The organism is Streptomyces sp. AA4 (assembly GCF_000158875.1).
GTDB lineage: Bacteria > Actinomycetota > Actinomycetes > Mycobacteriales > Pseudonocardiaceae > Amycolatopsis.
The window spans coordinates 4295087-4315324 of sequence record NZ_GG657746.1 but is presented as its reverse complement, the minus strand read 5'-3'; the positions used below and the strand labels follow the sequence as shown (position 1 = coordinate 4315324).

Genomic DNA, 20238 nt, shown 5'->3' with positions numbered 1-20238 from the left:
GTGTCCGAGCAGCTGCTTTCCCTGCGCGACGTCTCGATCCGGTTCGGCGCCGCCGCCGCCGTCCGCGAGGTCTCGTTCGAGGTGAACCCCGGCGAGGTCGTCGCCCTCGTCGGGGAATCCGGTTCCGGCAAGTCGGTCACCGCGCTGTCGCTGCTCGGCCTGCTGCCGGACACCGCGACGGTCGCCGGGTCCGCCGTGCTCGCCGGCCGCGATCTGTACACAGTGGACGGTCCGGCGCGGCGCGCGGTGCGCGGCGGCGAGATCGGCATGGTGTTCCAGGAGCCGATGAGCGCGCTTAACCCGGTGTTCCGGATCGGCACGCAGCTCGTGGACGCGGTCCGGGCGCACCGGAAGGTCTCGCGGACCGCGGCGCGGGAGCGGGCCCGGGAACTGCTGGACCTCGTGGAACTGGATGCCCGGCGGGTGCTGCGGGCTTATCCGCACGAGCTGTCCGGCGGCCAGCTGCAGCGGGTGGTCATCGCGCTCGCGCTGCTCCACGACCCGAAGCTGCTGGTCGCGGACGAGCCGACGACCGCGCTGGACGTCACCGTGCAAGCCGGGATCCTGCAGCTGCTCCGGTCGCTGCGGGACCGGCTCGGGACGGCGATCCTGCTGGTGACGCACGACATGGGCGTGGTCGCCGACGTCGCGGACCGGGTGGTGGTGCTGCGCGACGGAGAGGTCGTCGAGCAGAACACCGCGGCCGGGCTGTTCGCCTCCCCGCAAGCCGACTACACGCGGGAACTGCTGGATTCGGTGCTGTCACTGGGTGCCGAACCGGCCAGCGCGGTGCGGCCGACGTCGGCTCCGCTGGTTTCGGTGACGGATCTGGCGGTGACCTACCGGGTCGGCGGCGGTGCCCCTCCGGTGCGCGCGGTCGACGGGGTGTCGCTGACGATCGGGACCGACGAGGTGCTCGGCCTCGTCGGCGAATCCGGTTCCGGCAAGAGCACGATCTCCTCGGTGCTGACCGGTCTGGTCGCCCCGTCGGCGGGTTCGGTGCTGATCGACGGCGTGGACGTCGCGCGCGCGACGGCCCGGCAGCGGCGGGAGATCCGGCGGCAGATCGGGATCGTGTTCCAGAACCCGGCCTCCGCGCTCAACCCGCGCGCGACGATCGGTGCGAGCATCGCCGAACCCCTGGTGGTGCACGGCGAACGCGGCGAGCACCGGGAACGGGTCGCGGAACTCCTCTCCGCGGTGCGGCTGGACCCCGGCTGGAGCGGGCGGTACCCGCACGAACTGTCCGGCGGGCAACGGCAGCGAGTCGGCATCGCGCGGGCGCTGGCGCTGCGGCCGCGGCTGCTGATCGCGGACGAGCCGACGAGCGCGCTGGACGTCTCGGTGCAGGCCTCGGTGCTGGAGCTGCTGGCGGACCTGCAGCGGGAACTGGCGTTCGCGTGCCTGTTCATCAGCCACGACCTGGCGGTGGTGGAACGGGTCGCGGACCGGGTCGTCGTGCTGCACCGCGGCCGCGTGGTCGAGGAGGGCCCGGTGGCGTCAGTGCTCGGCTCGCCGCAGGAGGACTACACCCGGCGACTCGTCGCCGCGGCTCCGGTCGCGGACCCGGAACGGCAGCGGGAACGCCGGGAGGCCTGGCGCGCGCTGTCGGGCTGACCGATGAGTTTCCGCGCCGCCGGGAGTCGGTACCGGAAACCGACTTGGAGGTGCCGGAAATGGGAAAGCTGCTGTATTCCGCCGCGATGTCGCTGGACGGCTTCATCGCCGGGCCCGGCGGGGACATGGGATGGCTCGCGCCGTACACCGGGGACGCCTCGGCGGACGAGCTGGCCGCCGAGGTCGGCGCGCTGCTGGTCGGCCGCCGGACCTTCTCCGGCGACGATCCGTACCGCGGCACCGAGAACGAGGGCAAGGCTTTCGGCGGCCTGTGGGACGGTCCTCAGATCGTCCTGACCCGGGGCGTCGCGCCCGCGGTGCCGGGGGTGACGTTCTGCGCGTCGCTGGAGGAAGGCGTCGCCGCGGCCCGGGCGGCGGCGGGGGAGAAGACAGTGAACGTGCTGGGCGCTTCGGTGGGCCGGGCCTGCGTGGAGGCCGGTCTGCTGGACGAGGTCGAAGTCATGGTGATGCCGGTGCTGCTCGGCGGCGGCGTGCGGCTGTTCGAGCGGCCGGGTCCGCCGGTGCCGCTGGAGTTGCTGGCGCAGCGGGGAACGAGCCTTCGTTACCGCGTGCTGCGCTAGCGGTCCTCGAACCGGGCGATCGCCTCCAGCACCGCCGTCCCCATCGACGGGCTCCCGGTGTGCCCGGCGTCGTCGATCACGACCAGCTCCGCGTCCGGCCAGGCCTGAGCCAGCTGCCACGCCTTCCGCAGCGGCGCGCTCAGGTCGGCGCGCCCGTGGATCAGCACGGCCGGAATGCCGTGCAGCAGATGGATGTCGCGCAGCAGCTGGTCGTCCTCGAGCCAGGCGTGGTGGCCGTAGTAGTGCGCGCAGAGGCGGGCGAGCGTGATCAGCTCGTCGTCCGTGCCCGCGCTGAACTGGCCGGTCCGGCCGCCGACCCATTCGTGCGAGATCACCGCGTCTTCCCAGGCGCACCAAGCGCGGGCGGCGCGGAGCTGCACCGCGCGGTCCGGGCTCGCGAGCAGCCGCGAGTACCCGGCGAGGAGGTCTCCGTCCGGGTCGGGCGCGCCCGCGCGGAACGCCTCCCACTGCGCGGGCAGCAGCCGCCGGACGCCGCGGTAGAGCCAGTCGATCTCGTCCGGCGACGAGGCGAACGCGGCGACCAGCACCATGCCGCTGACCCGTTCCGGATGCCGCTGGGCGTAGGCCAGCGCGAGCGTCGCGCCCCAGGAACCGCCGTAGAGCAGCCAGTTTTCGGCGCCGAGGTGGACGCGCAGCTTCTCCATGTCGGCGATCAGGTGCTCGGTCGTCTGGTGCTCCAGGCTGACCGCCGGGTCGGCGACGCTCGGCGTGCTCCGTCCGCAGCCGCGCTGGTCGAACACCACGACGCGGAACTTCTCCGGGTCGAAGCCGCTGCGGCCGAAGCTGCCGCCGCCTCCGCCGGGACCGCCGTGCACGCACAGCACCGGCTTGCCGGAGCCGCTGGCGTCCCAGTAGATCTGCTGTCCGTCGCCGGCGTCGAGCATGCCGGTCGCGTCGGGTTCGACCGAAAACGGCCGCATCGCGGGCCTCCTCCCCGGGACGGAAAACCCGTCGAGCGTACTGGATCACGCCCGGGACGGGTTTACAGCGCGGACCGGGGGTCCCTAGGATCTGGCGCGCCGGGAGCGCCGCGGACGCGCGGCCCCGGCGGGGTGGAGGTCTGGATGGGGAACCCGGAGTCCGGCAGCGACCTCGAGTCGGTCGCGAATCTCGTGCGGCTGTCCGAGACGGCGCCGATGCCCCGGATCGACGGCAGCGAACCCCCGCCGCTCGTGCGCCGCCGGGCCGACCGGGCCGACGAGCCGACCTCGGCGTTCGGCGGGGTCCTCGACGTTTCGACCGGCTCGCCGGTCGAACAGCTCGCCAAACGCGGCCCGGTGCCGGTCGCCGATCCGCCCGCACCCGCCGCGGAGACCGCGCCGCCGCCGCAGCGAAGGCCGGCGCGATACGGCGTCTTCGCCGGTGCGGCAGTGGTGGTGTGCGCGGGATTGGGGTCGTGGGCGTTGTGGCCCTCGGCGTCCGGTACTGATCCGCAACCCGTGCCGCCGCCGCCCGCTCCGGTCCGCACGACGTCGTCCGCGCCGCCCGCGGTGAGCACGCTCAGCGCGTCCCCGGCCCCGGCCAGCGGCCAGGTGCGCGACACGGTGATCCGGGCGAGCAGCCGCCCCGCGACGACCGCGCCGCCGCCGCGCGTCCAGCCGACGCAGGCCCCGCAGCAGGACAGCCAGAACCAGTCCGGCGGCTCGATGGAGGACGCGTTCCGCTCGGCGGTGAGCTCGTACATGGAGCACTGGGGCGACGACGACCGGCCGCACCGGTGGCACGGCTGAGCGGCAGTACTACTCTGAGTAGGCCACTGCCGACCGACCGCTCCGCGAGGTGTCCATGACCGGCTCGTCGTCCCCGTTGTCGCCCAGCCAGGTGCCGGTGGGGGTGGACCCGAACCGCCCGAGCATCGCGCGGATCTACGACGGGTTCCTCGGCGGCAGCCACCACTACGAGGTGGACCGCGCGGTGATGGACAAGATCAGCGCGGCGGTCCCCGAGGCGGTCCACATCGCGCGCGGCAACCGGGGCTTCCACAACCGCGTGCTGCGCATGCTGGCGAGCCAGACCGACATCCGCCAGTTCCTCGACTGCGGTTCCGGCCTGCCGACCGCGGAGAACACCCACCAGATCGTGCAGCGCTACCACCGCGACGCGCACGTGGTGTACGTCGACAACGACCCGGTGGTGCTCGCGCACGGCCGCGCGCTGCTGGAGGACAACGACTTCACGCACATGGTCGAGGCCGACATCTTCGAGCCGCAGGCGGTGCTGCAGCACGAAACCGTGCGCGAGTACCTCGACTTCTCGGAGCCGGTCGCGCTCCTGCACATCGGCACGATGCACCACTACGAGGGCGACGGCGCGGTCGAGGTGATGCGCGAGTACATCGACGCCCTCGCGCCCGGTTCGTACGTCGCGATGGCGCATTTCTACGACCCCGAGGTGCCGGAACTGACCGCGGTGGCGAAACGGATCGAGGACATCCTCGTCTCCGGCCCGCTGGGCGCCGGGCGGTTCCGGACGCGCGCCGAAATCGAGGCGATGCTGCCCGGCCTGGAACTGCTCCCGCCGAGCCGCACGGACGGCCCGGGCTTGTCGGTCGCCGACGAATGGTGGCAGGACGGCCCGAGGCTGAAGCCGCTGAGCGACGCCGCGAAGTGCGTGGCGGGCGTGGTGGGACGGAAGGTCTGATCAGGACGCCGCGGCCGGTTGCGGGAGTTCCGCGACCGGGGCGGGTTGCCTGCGGGCGATGAGATACCCGACCACCCCGAACCCGATCAGCACCGCCAGCGTCCCCGCCGTGAACAGTTCGAAGGTCAGTCGCGACACGCCCCAGGTCGCCTCGAAGTCGTACGGCACTCGGAGTGCCCGGTCCAGCACCCCGGGCACCACCGTCTGCCACGCGCCCAGCAGGATCCACGCGTAGATCAGCACCGCGCTGACCCACAGCCCGACCCGGCCGCCGGGCACGCGGAACGGGCGCTCCACCGACGGGTATTTCCGCCGCAGCACCAGGATCGTCGGGAAGATCAGCAGGTACGACAGCAGCAACGTGCTCACCGCGATGTTGAGCACCACCGCGAACACCGCCGACGCCGAACTGCTCTGCACGATCGTCGCCACCACCGTGAACACCGTCGCGACCACGCCGGAGAGCAGGTTGACCCGCAACGGCGTGTTCAGCTTCGGATGGAACGCCCCGAACCATCGCGGGAAGGCGCCGTCGACGGCGGCCATCGCCTGGATGCGGTCCGACGCGATCATCCACGAGCAGCCCTGGTTCAGCAGGACGAAGACGAACACGACGGCGGCGAGCGTCAGCATCGCGTCCGAGGCGCCGCCGTAGACGGAGAACACCTGGCGCACCGCGTCGAGGAACCCGCCGAGTCCGTTGATCTTGTCCGCCGGCATCACCAGGACGATGCCGAAAACCGGCACCAGATAGCACAACGCCGACACCAAACCGGAAACCCCGACTGTCACCGGGACATCGCGCCGCGGGTTGTGCATCTCCTCCGCCGCACCGTTGGGAGCCTCGAACCCGACGAGAGCGAACATCAAAACCGGGACCACGGCGAGGAATCCGCCGACGGTCGGGGAGAAGGCGAGCGAGCCGTGGACGCCGTTGCGTGCCGCGTAGATCGCCGCGGTGACGGCGAAAAGCACCACGAGCGCGACCTTCAGCAAGGCTCCGGCGGCGATGAACCACTTGCCGTACCGCAGGCTCACCACTGCGCCGAGGATCGCCAGCCAGATGAAGACGAGCTTGAACGCGTAGTCCGCGAACCCGCCCGGCGAAGCGTGGACGAGGTACTGCTGCCAGGTCGCCGCGGCGAGGAAGGTGATCGATCCGCCCAGCCACACCGGATTCGTGATCCAGTACAGCAGCGTCCCGAGCGCCGCGGGCAGCTTCCCGAACGCGAGCCGCAGCCAGACGAACGGACCGCCCTCCGCCGGGAACGCGCTGCCCAGTTCGGCCATCACCAGCCCGTACGGGAACAGGAACAGCACCAGGAGCACGGCGGTCCAGGTGACCGCCTCCGCCCCCGAGGTCGCGATCTGGCCGATGGTGTCCACCGAGATGATGGCCGCGATCGCGAGGAAGATCGAGTCGATCCGGCGCAGATTCCGCCGCAGGTTTCCGGATTCGCTGTTGACGAAGGTGGGTTCGGACACGCTTCACCGCCTTTGGCGAGGGTCAGGCTTGGGGGTTCTCCAGGTCTTCCTTGTGCAGCAACGGGGTTCCGGCGGTCTCCCGCATCGAGAACGCCGCGACGAGGCCGACCGCCGCCGCGGCCATCAGGTACGGGCCGGGCACGAGCGTGCTGCCGGTCGCGGAAATCAGGACGGTCATCAGGTACGGCACGGTGCCGGCGAACAGCGCGGCGGTGATGTTGTACGCGATGGACAGCCCGCTTTGCCGGGTACGGGTCGGGAAGATCTCCGCGGACCACACCGCGTAGGTGCCGAGGATCGCCGCCAGGATCGCGCCGAGAGCGAGCCCGCCGATCCAGGTGCCGACGAGGCCGGTGCGCATCAGCAGGTACGCGGGGATGGCGAGGACGAACAGCGCGACGCCCGCGCCGATCAGGACCGGTCGCCGGCCGACGCGGTCGGAAAGACGGCCGAAGAAGGGCACGAGGACGAGTCCGACGAGCGAGATCACAGTGGACAGTGCCGCCGCGCTGCCGGAGGAGTGGCCGAGGTAGTCGGTTTCGTAGGTGACCAGGTAGGTGAGCACGGCGTAGAACGGCACGTGCATCATGGTCATCAGCCCGGCCGCCTGGAGCAGCTGCTTCTTGTTGTGGCGGAACAGTTCCCGGACCGGGCTGCGGGGCACGTTGTCGGTCGCTTCGAGGGCGCGGTACTCGGGCGTGTCCTCGATCTTGCTGCGGATGACGAACCCGATGACGCCCAGCGGCGCGGCGATCAGGAACGGGACCCGCCAGCCCCACGACGCCAGCTGCGCGTCCGTCAGGCCGACCGACAGCAGCAGGAACACGAACGAACCGGCGAGGAAGCCCAGCAGCGAGCCGACTTCCAGCCAGCTGACGCCGAAGCCGCGCCGCCGCCGCGGCGCGTACTCGGCGAGGAAGCTCGCCGCGCTGCCGAATTCGCCGCCCGCGGCGAGGCCCTGCAGCAGGCGCAGCAGCACCAGAAGGATCGGGGCCGCGATGCCGATCGTCGAGTAGCCCGGCAGCAGCCCGATCACGAGCGTCGCCCCGGACATCACGAAGATGACCACCGACAGCGTGCGCTTGCGGCCGATCTTGTCGCCCAGCGGCCCGAAGATCAGCGCGCCGACCGGCCGGATCCCGAACGACACCGCGAAGACGCCGAACACCGCGAGCAGGCCCGCGGTCGAGTTGCCCGCCGGGAAGAACACCGACGCGATGGTGCCGGCGAGGTAGGCGTAGGCGGCCCAGTCGAACCAGTGCACGAAGACGCCGACGGCGCCGGCGGCGACGCTGCGGCGCAACGTGGCGGGATCGGCGCTCTGCTCGGCGAGATCGGGCGCCGGAGAGGCGTCGGGTGCGGTCATGAGTGGCCTCCTTGGACCGGTTCTTCGGGAGGACGCTAAGAGCGGCCCACGGCATCTAACAAGAAGTAATAAGCAAAGCAATGCATCTGTTCGATTTATGCAGACCTGCTGAGCTGTGCCGACACGAGGGTCTGACGGCGGCGAAACGCAGCGTTCACGTGCGCGACAGTCCGCCGGTGAGCGCTTGGGGGGTGATGAGCGCGCTCACCTCGTCGTCGGTCAGCAGCCGCCGTTCCCGTACCAGGTCCAGCGCGGGACGGCCGGTTTCGTGCGCTTCCCGGGCGAGCGTGCACGCGGTTTCGTACCCGAGCGCGGGGCTCAGCGCGGTGACCAGACCAGTCGAGGTGGCGACCAGGCCAGCCAGGTGTTCTCGGCGCGCGGTGATGCCGCGTACGCACTGTTCGGCGAGCACGCGGGCACCGGCGGTGAGGTGGTCGAGACCCGCCGTCAACGCTCGCGCGATGATCGGCTCGAAGGCGTTGAGCTGCAGTTGCCCGCCCTCGGCGGCGAGCGTGATCGTGACGTCGTGGCCGATGATCTCGAAGGCGATCTGGGTGACCGCCTCCGGGATGACCGGGTTGACCTTGCCCGGCATGATCGACGACCCGGCCTGCCGGGCGGGCAGGTCGATCTCGCCGAACCCGGCCTGCGGTCCGGACGAGAGCAACCGGAGATCGTTGCAGATCTTGGACATTTTGACCGCCGCGCGTTTCAGCACGCCGGACAGCTGCACGAAGACGCCGACGTCCTGGGTCGCTTCGATCAGGTCGGGCGCTGAGACGAGCGTCGTGATCCCAGTCAGCTCGCGCAGGTGCGAAACGGCTCTTTCCCGATACCCCGGACGCGCGTTGAGCCCGGTGCCGATCGCCGTGCCGCCGAGGTTCAGCTCGTGCAGCAGCAACCGGGCTTCGGCCAGCCGCTGCTCGTCCTCGGCCAGCGTCGCGGCGAACGCGCCGAACTCCTGGCCCAGCGTCATCGGGACGGCGTCCTGCAGCTGGGTCCGGCCCATCTTGAGGACGTCGGCGAACTCGAGAGCCTTGTCGGCGAACGCTTCCCGCAGTCCGGCGAGCGCGGCGAGCAGTTCGGCGAGATGCCGGTCGAGCGCGAGTTTGACCGCGGTGGGGTAGACGTCGTTGGTGCTCTGCCCGAGGTTGACGTGGTCGAGCGGATGCAGTTCGGCGTAGTCGCCGCGGGCGCGGCCGAGCAGTTCCAGGGCGCGGTTGGCGATGACCTCGTTGGCGTTCATGTTCGTCGAGGTCCCGGCGCCGCCCTGGATGAGGTCGACGACGAACTGGTCGTGCAGCCGCCCGCCCCGGATCTCCGCGCACGCCTGCCCGATCGCCGCGGCCCGTTCCGGGGAGAGTGCACCGACGTCCGCGTTGGCGCGTGCGGCGGCCTCCTTGACGGTGGCCAGCGCGGCGACGAGATACGGCCGGTCGGCGAGGGTTTCGCCGGTGAAAGGGAAGTTGACCAGCGCTCGCGCGGTGTGCGCGCCGTAGTAGGCGTCGCCGGGCACGTCGATCTCGCCGAGCAGGTCGTGTTCGGAGCGGGTGTGGGACATCGGTGTCCTTCCCGGTGCAGGAGGTTCAGAAAGTGCGGTCGACGCCGGTCCACGCCAGCGCGATCGCGCCGTCGAGCAGGGCCCGTTCCGCGGCGCCGCCGACGCAGTGCGCGGCGAACTCGCGCTGGTGGTTGATCGCGGGCAGCGAGCCGATGCCGATGTACGGGTGAATCGCGGGCACGACCTGCGAGACGTTGCCCATGTCGGTGGACGCGCGGTTCATCCGCGCCGCCGTGCCGTCCGACGCGAACTCGCGGCCGAGTTCGAGGGCGTTGGCCCGGTAGGCGGCCAATGCCGTTTCGTCGGCGCGGAATTCGGCGTACGGCTTGCTTTCCGGTTCGACAGTCAGCTCGCAGCCAGTGGCCAGCGCACCGGCCTCGAACGCCCGCATCACGCGGGGCTCCACTTCGGACAGTTCCGCCAGCGTCTCGGCCCGTACATACCACCGGCCGGACGCGTGTTCGGGGATCGCGTTCGGTGCGTCTCCGGCGTGCGTCACGATGCCGTGCACGCGCGCCGAGGCCGGAAGTTGTTGCCGCAGAAGGCCGATCGCGACCTGGGCGACGGTGAACGCGTCGGCCGCGTTGACCCCGGCCTCGGGGTAAGCGGCGGCGTGCGCGGACTTGCCGGTGTAGGAGATTTTCGAGTGGCTGACCGCGAACGGCCGTGCTTCGGCGACGTCCACCGGTGCCGGATGCACCATCATCGCGAGGTCCACGCCGGTGAACGCGCCGCGTTCCAGCAGCTCGATCTTCCCGCCGCCGCCTTCCTCGGCCGGAGTGCCGTAGACCTCGACCGTGATCCCGAGGTCGTCGGCAACCTCGGCGAGCCCCAGCGCGGCGCCGATGGAACTGGCCGCGATGAGGTTGTGGCCGCAGGCGTGGCCGAGACCGGGCAGCGCGTCGTACTCGGCGCACAGCGCGATCCGTTTCGGCCCGGAGCCGAAGCTGGCGTGGAACGCGGTGTCCAAGCCGAGGTACTTCGCGGTGACCGCGAACCCGGCCCGGTCGAGCAGTTCCGGCACCGCAGCGGCCGCGCGATGCTCTTCCCACGCGGTTTCCGGGTCGGCGTGCAGCCGCTCGGACAGCTCGACCAACTCGTCGGCGTGCCGTTCGACCGCGGCTCGGGCGGCTGCTTTGCTCGCCGTCATCACTCGTCTCCCGGCACGCCGTAGGACGGCGCGGCGGCGGGGTTCAGTCCTCGGGTGACGTAGTCGTCGCGCTGGGGGAGCCAGACGTCGAGGAGTTCGGCGAGCTGTCCGATCGGCTCGTCTGCCCAGTCCACGCGCAGATCCGTGACCGGCCAGTCCGCCGCGGACACCACGACCAGCCCGGCGGACCGCACCGGGCCCTCCTCGCCGCCCGCCGCGAGCCCGGCCCGCATCGCCGCGAGGAGACGCTGTTCCAGCTCGCCTGTCGCGGAGGCGAAAGCGTCCACCATGGACTGCGGGATGTGGTCGCCGGCCAGCATGTTGCCCGCCGCGACCACGCCGTCCGCCGTCGCCGACCCGTGGGTGCCGAGAGTTTTCGAGCCGCTGTAAGCGAAACCGGGTCCGCTGGTGCCGAGCACGGTCAGCTGCCGGTACTCGATGTGCTCCGCTGTCGACGTGACCTCGGCCAGTGCTTTCTCCGGGTCCCGGTGCTCGGCGAGCCGGTCCAGCAGCCGTCCGCCGAGCCGCGGGTCGGTGATGTTCTGCGAGGCCGCCGCGCCGAGGCCGGGGCGCAGGTGCGCGACGCGGGCGACGACCGCCGGACTGGACGAACTGGCCGCGATGCCGAACCGGACGGCGCCGCCGGACGTGTCGCGGGCGACGATCGAAAAGGTCACTTCTCCTCCTCCGGGATCACCGCGACGGCGTCGATTTCGCACAGCCATTCCGGCCGGGCGAGCGCGGACACGACCACGCCGGTCGAGATCGGGTGCACGCCCTTGGTCCAGCGCCCGACGGTGCGGTAGACGGCCTCGCGGTAGCGCGGGTCGACCAGGTAGATCGTGAGCTTGACCAGGTGTTCCATCCGGCTGCCCGCTTCTTCGAGCAGCATTTCGATGTTCGCCATCGCCCGCTCGGCCTGCGCGGCGACGTCGCCGATCCCGACCGATTCGCTCGTGTCGAGGTCCTGCCCGATCTGGCCGCGGACGTAGACCGTGCCGTTGGCGACGACGGCCTGGCACAGGTCGTTGTCGAGGTTCTGCTCCGGGTAGGTGTCCCGCGTGTTGAACGGGCGGATGCGACGGTGGACAGTCACTGCGGGGCCTTCCGTGCGGCGGTCGTCGGACGCCTCAGCCTGACCGCGCCGCCGAGGTTCTGTCCAGTAGATGTTTCCGGACCAATGCATCTGTTGGATCAATGCAGTCTGCATCGGCAAATCAGATCTTGAGTGCCGGAAACATCTGTTGGACACGGGCAGGGCGGGCCGTGAGGATCCGGGAGACGGCGCCGAACCGCGCCGGAGCCGGAGCGGAGGTCTGGGATGTCGAGCGAACAGGTGGAGGCCCTCGTCGTGGGCGGGGGACAGGCCGGCCTGGCGATGAGCGAGCACCTGAGCGAGTGCGGCGTGCCGCACCTGGTCCTGGAACGGAACCGGATCGCCGAACGCTGGCGCTCGGAACGGTGGGACTCGCTCGTCGCGAACGGCCCCGCGTGGCACGACCGGTTCCCCGGCTTGGAATTCCCGGACGTGGCGCCGCACGAATTCGCGTCGAAGGACCAGGTCGCGGATTATTTCGAGGCATACGCGGAAAAAATCGCCGCGCCGATCCGCACCGGGGTCGAGGTCACGTCGGTCCGGCGGCACGAGGGCCGGCCCGGATTCCGCGTCGAAACCTCGGAAGGCGCTGTCGACGCCCGCTTCGTGATCGCGGCGACGGGCCCGTTCCAGCGTCCGGTGATCCCGCCGATCGTGCCCGCCGACGCCGGTCCGGTGCAGCTGCACTCCAGCGGCTACCGGAACCCGCGGCAGCTGCCCGAAGGCGCGGTGCTGGTCGTCGGCGCGGGTTCGTCGGGGGTGCAGATCGCCGAGGAACTCCGCCGTTCCGGGCGCGAGGTGTACCTGTCCGTCGGCCCGCACGACCGTCCGCCGCGCAGCTACCGCGATCGCGATTTCTGCTGGTGGCTCGGCGTTCTGGGCAAGTGGGACGCCGAAACGCCGCCCGCCGGAGCGGAACACGTGACCATCGCGGTGAGCGGCGCGCGCGGCGGGCACACGGTGGACTTCCGCGCGCTGGCCGGGCTCGGGATCACGCTCGTCGGCATGACCGGCGCGTACGCCGACGGCAAGCTCACCTTCGCGACCGACCTGGCGAAGAACATCGCGGCGGGCGACGAGAATTACCTTGCCCTGCTTGCCGAAGCCGACGCCTACGCGGCTCGCAACGGGCTCGACCTGCCCGAGGAACCGTCCGCCCGCGAGCTGGGCCCGGATCCGGCGTGCGTCACCGATCCGGTGCTGGAGCTGGATTTGGCCGCCGCCGGAGTGACCTCGATCGTCTGGGCGACCGGGTTCGCCGTCGACTACAGCTGGCTTCAGGTCGACGCGTTCGACGAAAACGGGCGGCCCCGGCATCGTCGCGGCGTGTCCGTGGAGCCAGGCGTGTACTTCATCGGCCTGCCGTGGCTGGCGCGGCGCGGGTCGAGCTTCATCTGGGGGGTGTGGCACGACGCGAAATTCGTGGCGGACCACATCGCGATCCAGCGCGGGTACCAGAACTACTGAGCAGCGAGAGGGCGGCGCGGGTTCGCCCGCGCCGCTATTGCGAGTACATCGCGCGGCACAGCTCCCGGAATTCGTGCGCCCGCCGGGTAAGCCGCACCCCGCGCATGGTCGCGAGCACGATCTCCAGCGACGGCACGTCGTCGGTCAGCGTCAGCGGCACCACGCTCGCGCCGGCGTAAGTGGTGTCCGCCGGCGGTCGCTGGTTGAGCAACGCGAACCCGTGCCCGGAAGCCACCAGGGCCCGCACCGTCTCGTACCCGCTCGTCCGATGCCGTACCCGCGGCGCCACCCCGGCGTCGCTCAGGATCGACTGCAGGTACTCCCGGCTGTGCGGCAGATCGAGCAGCACCATCGGCTCCTCGGCCAGCTCCTGCAGCGACACCTTGCGGCTTTTCCGCCGCGCGAGCCGGTGGTCCTCGGACACGAGGGCATACGGTGCGGCGGTGCCGACCACCTCGCGGTCGATGTCGTCGTCGAGGTCGTAGCCGTACAGCATCGCCAGCTCGGTTTCCCCGGCCCGCAACGCACTCTTGAGCGCCTTGTGCTCTCCCTCGCGCAGGGACACGTGAACGCGCGGATGCCGGGCTTCGAACTCGGCCAGCAGGCTCGGCAGGCGAAACGGCGCGAGCGTGGTGAAACAGCCGACGGTGAGCGTGCCGACCAGGTCGGTGCCGGATTGCCGGGCCGTTTCGACCAGCTCCGCGCCGTGCGCCAGGAAGTCCAGCACGCGCTTGTAGAACTCCTCGCCTGCCGTGGTCAGGCTGAGCCCGCGGGCGTGGTGGCGCAGCAGGAACTGCACGCCCATTTCCTTCTCCAGCTGCGCGATCGCCGTCGAAACGGCCGACTGCGACACCATCAGCTCCTTCGACGCGGCCGTCATGCTCAGGTGCCGCGCGGCCGCCTCGAAGTAGCGCAGCTGCACGAGGGTGAAGGAAGGCTCGCTCATGCGGACATCCTGCCTCAGTGGCAGCAATCGGGATGCTGCGGTTTCGGCGCGGGCGTGTCCAGCGCGGGATTGGCGTCGAAGAATCCGCTCGGCTTGAGCGTGAAGCCGGTGTGGTCGACCGGCATGATCGGCCAGTCCTCGGTGCGCGGATAGTGGGTCAGGCCGAAGGTGTGCCACACGACGAGGTCGGCGCCGTCGAGGTCGCGGTCGGCCTGGATCCAGGTGTCGATGCCGGTTGTCCCGTTGTTCTGGTTGACGTACTCGCCGGCCGGGAAGCGTTCGTCCTCCGCGTACGCGGTGACCCACAGGTGCTTGCGGGTGAAGGCGGCGCGGCGGGCGATGGAGGACGCGTCGTCGGCGAGCAGCGGCGGCAGTCCCTCCGGATGCAGTGTGTAGCCGACCGGCTGGCCGAGGGCGTTGCGGGACTCGGGATTGCTGATCCGCCAGGTTCGGCCGAGGTTGCCGTCGGCGAGCCGGGCGGCCTCGGCTTCCTTCGCCAGCCTGGTGATCTTGCGGGTGAAGGCATTGCCGTACGGGTTGTCCGGGCCGATCGGGACGCGCTGCACGTCGATCTCGTCGACGGCGTTGGCGAGGCCGTCGACCATCATGTCCAGCCGCGCGGAGAACAGGTGCTGATGGAACGGCGCGCCGATGCCGGGCGCGATTTCGGTGGCCCAGGGGTACTCGGTGCCGGCAGGGAAGGCGGAGGTGAAGACGATGCCGGTGGCCTTGCACTCGAGTTCGATCGTGCCGTCGAGGTAGAGGTACCAGTAGAAGCCGTAATCGTAATTGCCGACCGTCACGAAGAACGAGATGACCAGCCGGCGCTGCCGACGGGTGGAAACACTGCCGTTGTAGTGGTCAGTGTGTTTCCACAGCACGCCGGCGTCTTCCTCGTGCAGGCAGATCGCGTTCGCGATGGTGTGCGGCTGGCCGTCGTCGTCGTGCAGGACGGCGTCGAAATAGCGGATCTCGCCGAGGCAGTCGCAGCCCAGCGTCAGCGAGTTGGCTTCCTTGCCGAGCGAGTACTCGCCCGCGTCGAAGTAGTTCTGCCAGAACCGGACCGGGCTCGGATCGCCGTAGGGCACGACCATCTCGGCGACCGAGGCGCGGTAGACGACCGGACGCAGCCGTTCGCCGTCTTGGAAGCCGATTTGGTGCAGGGTCAGGCCTTCGACCGCGTTGAATCCGATCCGGAACTGCCACTTCTCCCACGTGACGACGTCGTCCTCGACGGTGAAGCTCGGCCCCTCGGGCTGGGTGATGACGATCGGCTTCTGCGTGTCGCGGACCGGGCCGTCGAGGTGGTAGTCGTACGGGGTGCGCGGGATGTCGGCCGGACCGTCGTCGACGAGGTCGTGCACGCGCCCGGCGATCAGATCGACATAGGCCACGACGCCGTCGATCGGGTGCGCCCACAGGTTGTCGTCCTTGTTGAGCTGCAGGAAGGCCAGACAGCGCACGAGCCGCAGCCCGGCCTCGCCGGGAATGTCGAAACATCCGGCGCTGAGCGCGGAGATCCGGACCGACCGCGGCTCGTCGACGCCGCGTCGGCGCATCGCCGCGTTCCACGCCTCGTCCTTCCAGAGGATGTCCTCGACCAGGTCGAACTCCTCGTGCAGGATCGGCGGCTGTCCTTCGGCCACGACGTCCACCGCCCGGTCCGCCACGACCTCTCCGCTGGTCAACGAGACGACCACCGCACGCACCGCGCCGCTCCGCCGGTCGAGCAGCAGCGAGCGCACGCGACGGTCCACCGGGTCGCCCGGCTGCCAGGCGAGCACGGCGGCCTTCGCGGGTTCGAGCAGCGACACGAGCGCGAACCGGGTGCTCTCGGTCGCGATCCCGGCGTCGGCCAGCAGCGCGCGGTTGCGGGCGACCTCGTCTTCGGTCAGGCGCGAGAGGGGGTGGGCCATGCGCGTCTCCTCATTCTTTGCGGTCTAGCGCAAAGAATGCGCGCCGCCGGGGCCGGAGGCAAGGCCCTTACGGGGTCGGTTCTCCGGAACCGGTACTGGGTTTTTCGATGCACGTCATCAATAATCCTGGACGTGGCACGACCCAAGGACCAGGCGAAGCGGCGCGACGAGCTGGTGGCGGCGGCCGCCCGCGCGATCCGGAAGCGGGGGCTGGCCGGTCTCCGCGTGCGCGACGTCGCCGAGGAGGCCGGGCTGTCGGCCGGTTCGGTCAGCTATTACTACCCGGACCTGGACGACCTGCTGTTCGAGCTGCATCGGGACGCGGTCGACCGGTTCTACTGGGCGCGAGCGCGGGCGGCGGAAGCGGAGGACGACCCGGTCCGGCGGCTCGTGCGGCTGGTCGACGCGGGGCTCCCGGCCGCGGAAGGCGATGCGCTGAGCCGGGTGCTGTACGAAATGCACGTCCACGCGGCGCGCAATCCGGCGCACGCGGTGCTGATGACGGCGTTGTGGGACCGCGAGGTGTCGCTCTACTCTGCCGCGCTCGCGCACGGCCAGGACACCGGGGAGTTCCAGCTGCGGTCGCCCGCGGCGGACATCGCGGCGAACGCGGTGGCGCTGGAAGACGCGTACGGCCTGCATCTCGCCGGGCACAACACCAGCCTGTCCGCGGCCAGGACGCGCGAACTGCTGCTCGGGTACCTGGCCGCGGAGACTGGACGCGATCTCGGTCAGGCGTAGGCCGTCCAGACGGTCTTGAGGCCGGTGTACTTGTCGAACGAATGCAGGGACAGGTCGCGGCCGAAGCCGGACTGCTTGAAGCCGCCGAACGGGGTCGCGGTGCTGAGCGCGTCCACTGTGTTCACCGAGACCGTCCCGGCGTGGATTCCGTCCGAGACGCGATGGGCGCGGGCGAGATCGCGGGTCCAGATCGACGCGGCGAGGCCGTACGGGGTGTCGTTCGCCAGCCGGATCGCCTCGGCCTCGGTCTCGAAGACCTGCGTCGCGAGCACCGGCCCGAACAGCTCCTCGGCGACCAGCGGGTCGTCGGCGGCCAGGCCGGTCACGACGGTCGGGTCCAGGAACGCGCCGCGCCTGGTGCCGCCCGCGACGACGGTTCCGCTGCTGGCCTCGACGGCAGCGAGCACCCGCGCCGCCGCGTCCTCGTCGATCATCGGACCCAGTTTCGTCGCCGGGTCCAGCGGATCCCCGGGCACCCACGCGGCGACCTTGTCCCGAAGCCGGGCGAGGAACTCGTCCGCCACCGGAGCCTGGACCAGCAGGCGGGTGGTCGCCGAACAGACCTGGCCGGAGTTCGCGCAGAACCCGAACGCGACCAGGTCCGCCGCGGCGTCGAGGTCCGCGTCGGCGAACACCGCGACCGGGCTCTTGCCGCCGCATTCGAGCCAGACCTGCTTGAGGTTCGACTCCCCGGCGTAGCGCAGGAACAGCCCGCCCACCGGCGTCGACCCGGTGAAGGCGAGGACGTCGACGTCCGGATGCCGTCCCAGCGCCTGTCCCGCGGTCTCGCCGAAGCCCGGCACGACGTTGAGCACCCCGTCCGGGATCCCCGCCTCCGCCGCCAGCTCAGCCAGCCGCAGCGCGGACAACGGCGACTGTTCGGCGGGTTTGAGGACCACGCTGTTGCCCGCCGCAAGTGCCGGGGCGAGTTTCCATGCGGCGACGTCGAGCGGGAAGTTCCACGGCACGACCGCGCCCACCACCCCGAGCGGCACTCGCCGGATCGCGGCGAAATTGCCCGGAGGGGTGGGCGCGACCTCGTCGTAGCGTTTGTCGAGCGCTTCGGCGTACCAGGCGAAACATTCGGCTGTCGCGGGCACGTCCTGGCCGAACGTGTCGGAGATCGGCCGGCCGACGTCGAGGGTGTCGCAGAGCGCCAGTTCCCGTCCGTGCGCGCTGATGAGATCGGCCAGGTTCAGCAGGCGTTTCTTGCGCTCTGCCGCGGCGAGCCGGGACCAACGGCCGTCCTCGAACGCCTGTCGGGCGGCGGCGACCGCGGCGTCGATCTCGTCCGGGCCGCATTCGGCCACATGCGCGACTGGGTGCCCGGTGGCCGGGTTGACGTCGGCGAAAGTCTTGCCGGACTTGGCTTCGAGCCAGTCACCGTCCACAAAGGCCGCGGTGCGGGGCCGCACTTGCGCGGCCTCGTGCACCCAGTCGCCGTGGTTCATCCTCGGAACCGCCTTTCGTCGCTTCCGTTCACTATCGCCAGCGCGCGGGTCGCGGGAAAGCAGAGCTTTTCGCTGCCTTGCATAGGGCGAACCGATGCAGGGTCACCGCACCAGCTCCCACAGCGACGCCCACTGCTCGGCGGTCAGCTCGCGGGGAAGTGCTTGCGGCGACAGTCTTTGCCGGGCAAGCCACGTCCGCGCCGCACGGGTGCTGAGACGGCCGGTTCGGGGAAGGATCCCGCCCAGCCCGCGGCCGCGGCCGGTGAACACCTCGCGGACGAACTCCTGGTACTCCGCCCGGTCTTCGACGAGCGGCACCGGGCGGCGGGAGATCACGAGGATCCCGCCGTCCACGGCCGGGCGGGGCCGGAACGCGTGCGCCGGGACCCGCGCGGGGACGGCGAACTCGAACCACGGCCACCAGGCGGCGGTCATCTGCGAGGCGCCGCCGATCCCGGCGCGGCGTCGCGCGACCTCCCATTGCACCAGCAGCACCGCCAGTTCCCAGTGCGGCTGCCGGAACAACCGGCGCAAGGTCGCAGTGGTGAGGTGGAACGGCAGGTTGCCGACGACGGTGTGCGGAACGTCGGGCAGCCGGTGCCGGAGCAGGTCGCCACGGACGACCTGGACGTGGCCGCCGGTCCGCTGCGCGAGGCGGCGGGCGCGGCGGGGATCGAGCTCGACCGCGGTGAGCGGACGGCCGGTGCGGCTGAGCGGGACGGTCAGCGCGCCGTCGCCCGCGGCCAGTTCCACGAGGGGACCGGTCGTGCGGGCGGCGGCGGTGCAGACAGCGGCGATGACGGCGGGGTCGGCCAGGAAGTTCTGGCCGAGCTCGTGCCGTCCGCCGAAGGACTGGGCAGACATGAGGGTGCGTACTCCGCGCATGAGGAAGCGACCCGAGCGCCAGGACAGGCAGCCCGGACGGGCAACGGGGGAGAGCGCGGCGGAGCGGTGTGCGTCCGGCGCTCAGGCGTTGCGCAGGCGAATCAAGGCGTACGCGGCGAAAGTGGCACCCATGGGCCCGAGCCTAGCCGACCGGACCGCACGGAGGCATCCGGGTTTTCGGCGGGGGCTCGTCGCGGTGCCTGACGAATACGCGCGCAGCCTTTCTTGACCCGGCAGACGAACAATTTTCGCCCATTCCGCCGGGCGTCTCCGAACGGACCGCTCACGACGGAGATACCCGCTGTTTCCGGCCCGCAAACTGGCACGAAACGGGGTCGCTCGCTTGAGGGGTGCGGCGCTTGCTCTGCCCTTTGCCCGGCCGGACAGTGGGGACGGAAGCGCAAATTCCGATTCGGGGAAATGGAGTGGATCCATGGTACGCGCAATCCAGCCGCAGGATCTCGTCGACAGCACCGTGATGGACAATTCCGGCAGCAAGATCGGCAAGGTGGGCACGGTTTATCTGGCCGACGACACGAGGAGGCCGGAGTGGGTGACGGTGAAAACCGGCCTGTTCGGCCAGAAGGAGAGCTTCGTGCCGCTCTCCGGTGCCGGCTTGGAGAAGGACGGCCTGCACGTCCAGGTCGCGAAGGACCAGGTGTCCGACGCGCCGCGGATCGACGCCGAAGGCCACCTTTCCGAGAAGGAGAGCGTCGAGCTGTACAAGTACTACGGCCTGCCGACTCCGCGGTCCGGGGACAGCCCGACCACCCAGAACCGCGGGCGTGACGCGGCAGCGGGCGGCATGGCCGGCGGAGCCGCGGGCCGGGGCCGCGAGGCCGCGATGGGCGGCACCGAAGGCCGGGGCCGTCCGGCCGGCCAGGAGACAGCCGCGGCGAAGGGCGGACGCCACGACGCGTCCGGCACGGGCGACGTGGTGCGTTCCGAGGAGCGCCTGCGGGTCGGCACCGAACAGGTCGAAACCGGCCACGTCCGGCTGCGCAAGTACGTGGTGACCGAGGACCAGCAGGTGACCGTCCCCGTCACGCACGAGGAGGTGCGCGTCGAGCGCGAGCCGATCACCGACGCCAAGGCGGCCGGCAGGGCCGAGATCGGCGAGGCGGAACAGGACGTCGTGCTGCACGCCGAGAAGCCCGTGGTGCAGAAGGAGACCGTGCCGGTGGAGCGGGTGCGTCTCGGCACCGAGCAGGTGACCGAGGAGCAGACCGTCCAGGGCAAGGTCCGCAAGGAGCAGATCGACATCGACGACGACACCAGGCGGGGCAAGAAGTCCTGACCCGCCCGCGCGCCTGCT

Annotated in this window: 18 protein-coding genes; 7 read left to right on the top strand and 11 right to left on the bottom strand. The window is 70.8% G+C overall.

The window, feature by feature from the left end:
• Together SSMG_RS19800 and SSMG_RS19795 are read left to right on the top strand one after the other, a co-directional pair.
• A complete protein-coding gene (locus SSMG_RS19800; RefSeq protein WP_009078804.1) occupies positions 1-1617 on the top strand; it encodes an ABC transporter ATP-binding protein in 1617 nt (538 codons plus the stop codon).
• Positions 1618-1676: 59 nt separating this feature from the next.
• Positions 1677-2198 (top strand): dihydrofolate reductase family protein, encoded by a 522-nt coding sequence (locus tag SSMG_RS19795; RefSeq protein ID WP_037717554.1) that lies wholly within the window; start codon positions 1677-1679, stop codon positions 2196-2198.
• Here SSMG_RS19795 and pip read toward each other — a convergent pair.
• Complete coding sequence (gene pip / locus SSMG_RS19790; protein ID WP_009078800.1) at positions 2195-3139, bottom strand: prolyl aminopeptidase; 945 nt, start codon at positions 3137-3139, stop codon at positions 2195-2197. The two genes, SSMG_RS19795 and pip, sit on opposite strands and share 4 nt — an antisense overlap.
• A 144-nt stretch (positions 3140-3283) precedes the next feature.
• Here pip and SSMG_RS19785 point away from each other — a divergent pair, with 144 nt between their 5' ends.
• A complete protein-coding gene (locus SSMG_RS19785) occupies positions 3284-3949 on the top strand; it encodes a hypothetical protein (protein WP_037714253.1) in 666 nt (221 codons plus the stop codon).
• 55 nt (positions 3950-4004) lie between these two features.
• Positions 4005-4859 (top strand): SAM-dependent methyltransferase, encoded by an 855-nt coding sequence (locus SSMG_RS19780; RefSeq protein WP_009078797.1) that lies wholly within the window; start codon positions 4005-4007, stop codon positions 4857-4859.
• Here the strand turns inward: SSMG_RS19780 and SSMG_RS19775 are convergent, their stop codons facing one another.
• The 6 genes from SSMG_RS19775 to SSMG_RS19750 form a co-directional block, all read right to left on the bottom strand.
• On the bottom strand, positions 4860-6344 hold the full coding sequence (locus SSMG_RS19775) for an APC family permease (protein ID WP_009078794.1): 1485 nt from the start codon (positions 6342-6344) through the stop codon (positions 4860-4862). It abuts the gene before it with no gap.
• Between the two features lie 22 nt (positions 6345-6366).
• A complete protein-coding gene (locus SSMG_RS19770) occupies positions 6367-7710 on the bottom strand; it encodes an MFS transporter (RefSeq protein WP_009078793.1) in 1344 nt (447 codons plus the stop codon).
• A 154-nt stretch (positions 7711-7864) separates the two neighbouring features.
• Positions 7865-9271, bottom strand: a complete 1407-nt coding sequence (locus tag SSMG_RS19765; protein WP_009078792.1) for an aspartate ammonia-lyase — start codon at positions 9269-9271, stop codon at positions 7865-7867.
• A 25-nt stretch (positions 9272-9296) separates the two neighbouring features.
• Positions 9297-10421: a M20 family metallopeptidase gene (locus SSMG_RS19760; RefSeq protein ID WP_037714250.1), complete on the bottom strand. Its 1125-nt coding sequence runs from the start codon at positions 10419-10421 to the stop codon at positions 9297-9299.
• Positions 10421-11098: a DUF1028 domain-containing protein gene (locus SSMG_RS19755; RefSeq protein WP_009078788.1), complete on the bottom strand. Its 678-nt coding sequence runs from the start codon at positions 11096-11098 to the stop codon at positions 10421-10423. Before SSMG_RS19755 ends, SSMG_RS19760 begins: the two co-directional genes overlap by 1 nt.
• Entirely contained in the window at positions 11095-11517 is a 423-nt protein-coding gene (locus SSMG_RS19750; RefSeq protein WP_009078786.1) for a RidA family protein, read from the bottom strand. Before SSMG_RS19750 ends, SSMG_RS19755 begins: the two co-directional genes overlap by 4 nt.
• 225 nt (positions 11518-11742) lie before the next feature.
• Here SSMG_RS19750 and SSMG_RS19745 point away from each other — a divergent pair, with 225 nt between their 5' ends.
• On the top strand, positions 11743-12984 hold the full coding sequence (locus SSMG_RS19745; protein ID WP_009078785.1) for an NAD(P)/FAD-dependent oxidoreductase: 1242 nt from the start codon (positions 11743-11745) through the stop codon (positions 12982-12984).
• A gap of 34 nt (positions 12985-13018) precedes the next feature.
• Here the strand turns inward: SSMG_RS19745 and SSMG_RS19740 are convergent, their stop codons facing one another.
• Positions 13019-13930, bottom strand: coding sequence for a LysR substrate-binding domain-containing protein (locus SSMG_RS19740; RefSeq protein WP_009078784.1), 912 nt, complete (start codon positions 13928-13930; stop codon positions 13019-13021).
• A 14-nt stretch (positions 13931-13944) separates the two neighbouring features.
• Positions 13945-15846 carry a primary-amine oxidase gene (locus tag SSMG_RS19735; protein WP_009078783.1) on the bottom strand — a complete coding sequence of 634 codons (1902 nt, stop codon included), beginning with the start codon at positions 15844-15846 and terminating at the stop codon, positions 13945-13947.
• A 132-nt stretch (positions 15847-15978) separates the two neighbouring features.
• On the opposite strand from SSMG_RS19735, the gene SSMG_RS19730 reads away from it, so the two are divergent.
• Positions 15979-16587 (top strand): TetR/AcrR family transcriptional regulator, encoded by a 609-nt coding sequence (locus SSMG_RS19730; RefSeq protein ID WP_037714248.1) that lies wholly within the window; start codon positions 15979-15981, stop codon positions 16585-16587.
• Here SSMG_RS19730 and SSMG_RS19725 read toward each other — a convergent pair.
• Together SSMG_RS19725 and erm are read right to left on the bottom strand one after the other, a co-directional pair.
• Positions 16578-18038: an aldehyde dehydrogenase family protein gene (locus tag SSMG_RS19725; protein WP_009078781.1), complete on the bottom strand. Its 1461-nt coding sequence runs from the start codon at positions 18036-18038 to the stop codon at positions 16578-16580. The two genes, SSMG_RS19730 and SSMG_RS19725, sit on opposite strands and share 10 nt — an antisense overlap.
• 102 nt (positions 18039-18140) lie before the next feature.
• On the bottom strand, positions 18141-18902 hold the full coding sequence (gene erm / locus SSMG_RS19720; protein WP_037714244.1) for a 23S ribosomal RNA methyltransferase Erm: 762 nt from the start codon (positions 18900-18902) through the stop codon (positions 18141-18143).
• 454 nt (positions 18903-19356) lie between these two features.
• On the opposite strand from erm, the gene SSMG_RS19715 reads away from it, so the two are divergent.
• Positions 19357-20220: a DUF2382 domain-containing protein gene (locus tag SSMG_RS19715; RefSeq protein ID WP_037714242.1), complete on the top strand. Its 864-nt coding sequence runs from the start codon at positions 19357-19359 to the stop codon at positions 20218-20220.
• Positions 20221-20238: the final 18 nt, after the last annotated feature.

What these genes read in the sequence shown, in the direction of transcription:
- SSMG_RS19795 (WP_037717554.1), top strand. Translation starts at nt 1,677, where the DNA reads ATGGGAAAGCTGCTGTATTCCGCCGCGATGTCGCTGGACGGCTTCATC.
- SSMG_RS19745 (WP_009078785.1), top strand. Translation starts at nt 11,743, where the DNA reads ATGTCGAGCGAACAGGTGGAGGCCCTCGTCGTGGGCGGGGGACAGGCC.
- SSMG_RS19715 (WP_037714242.1), top strand. Translation starts at nt 19,357, where the DNA reads ATGGTACGCGCAATCCAGCCGCAGGATCTCGTCGACAGCACCGTGATG.
- SSMG_RS19735 (WP_009078783.1), bottom strand. Translation starts at nt 15,846, where the DNA reads ATGGCCCACCCCCTCTCGCGCCTGACCGAAGACGAGGTCGCCCGCAAC.
- SSMG_RS19780 (WP_009078797.1), top strand. Translation starts at nt 4,005, where the DNA reads ATGACCGGCTCGTCGTCCCCGTTGTCGCCCAGCCAGGTGCCGGTGGGG.
- SSMG_RS19725 (WP_009078781.1), bottom strand. Translation starts at nt 18,038, where the DNA reads ATGAACCACGGCGACTGGGTGCACGAGGCCGCGCAAGTGCGGCCCCGC.
- SSMG_RS19765 (WP_009078792.1), bottom strand. Translation starts at nt 9,271, where the DNA reads ATGTCCCACACCCGCTCCGAACACGACCTGCTCGGCGAGATCGACGTG.
- SSMG_RS19770 (WP_009078793.1), bottom strand. Translation starts at nt 7,710, where the DNA reads ATGACCGCACCCGACGCCTCTCCGGCGCCCGATCTCGCCGAGCAGAGC.
- SSMG_RS19740 (WP_009078784.1), bottom strand. Translation starts at nt 13,930, where the DNA reads ATGAGCGAGCCTTCCTTCACCCTCGTGCAGCTGCGCTACTTCGAGGCG.
- pip (WP_009078800.1), bottom strand. Translation starts at nt 3,139, where the DNA reads ATGCGGCCGTTTTCGGTCGAACCCGACGCGACCGGCATGCTCGACGCC.
- SSMG_RS19785 (WP_037714253.1), top strand. Translation starts at nt 3,284, where the DNA reads ATGGGGAACCCGGAGTCCGGCAGCGACCTCGAGTCGGTCGCGAATCTC.
- erm (WP_037714244.1), bottom strand. Translation starts at nt 18,902, where the DNA reads ATGTCTGCCCAGTCCTTCGGCGGACGGCACGAGCTCGGCCAGAACTTC.
- SSMG_RS19760 (WP_037714250.1), bottom strand. Translation starts at nt 10,421, where the DNA reads ATGACGGCGAGCAAAGCAGCCGCCCGAGCCGCGGTCGAACGGCACGCC.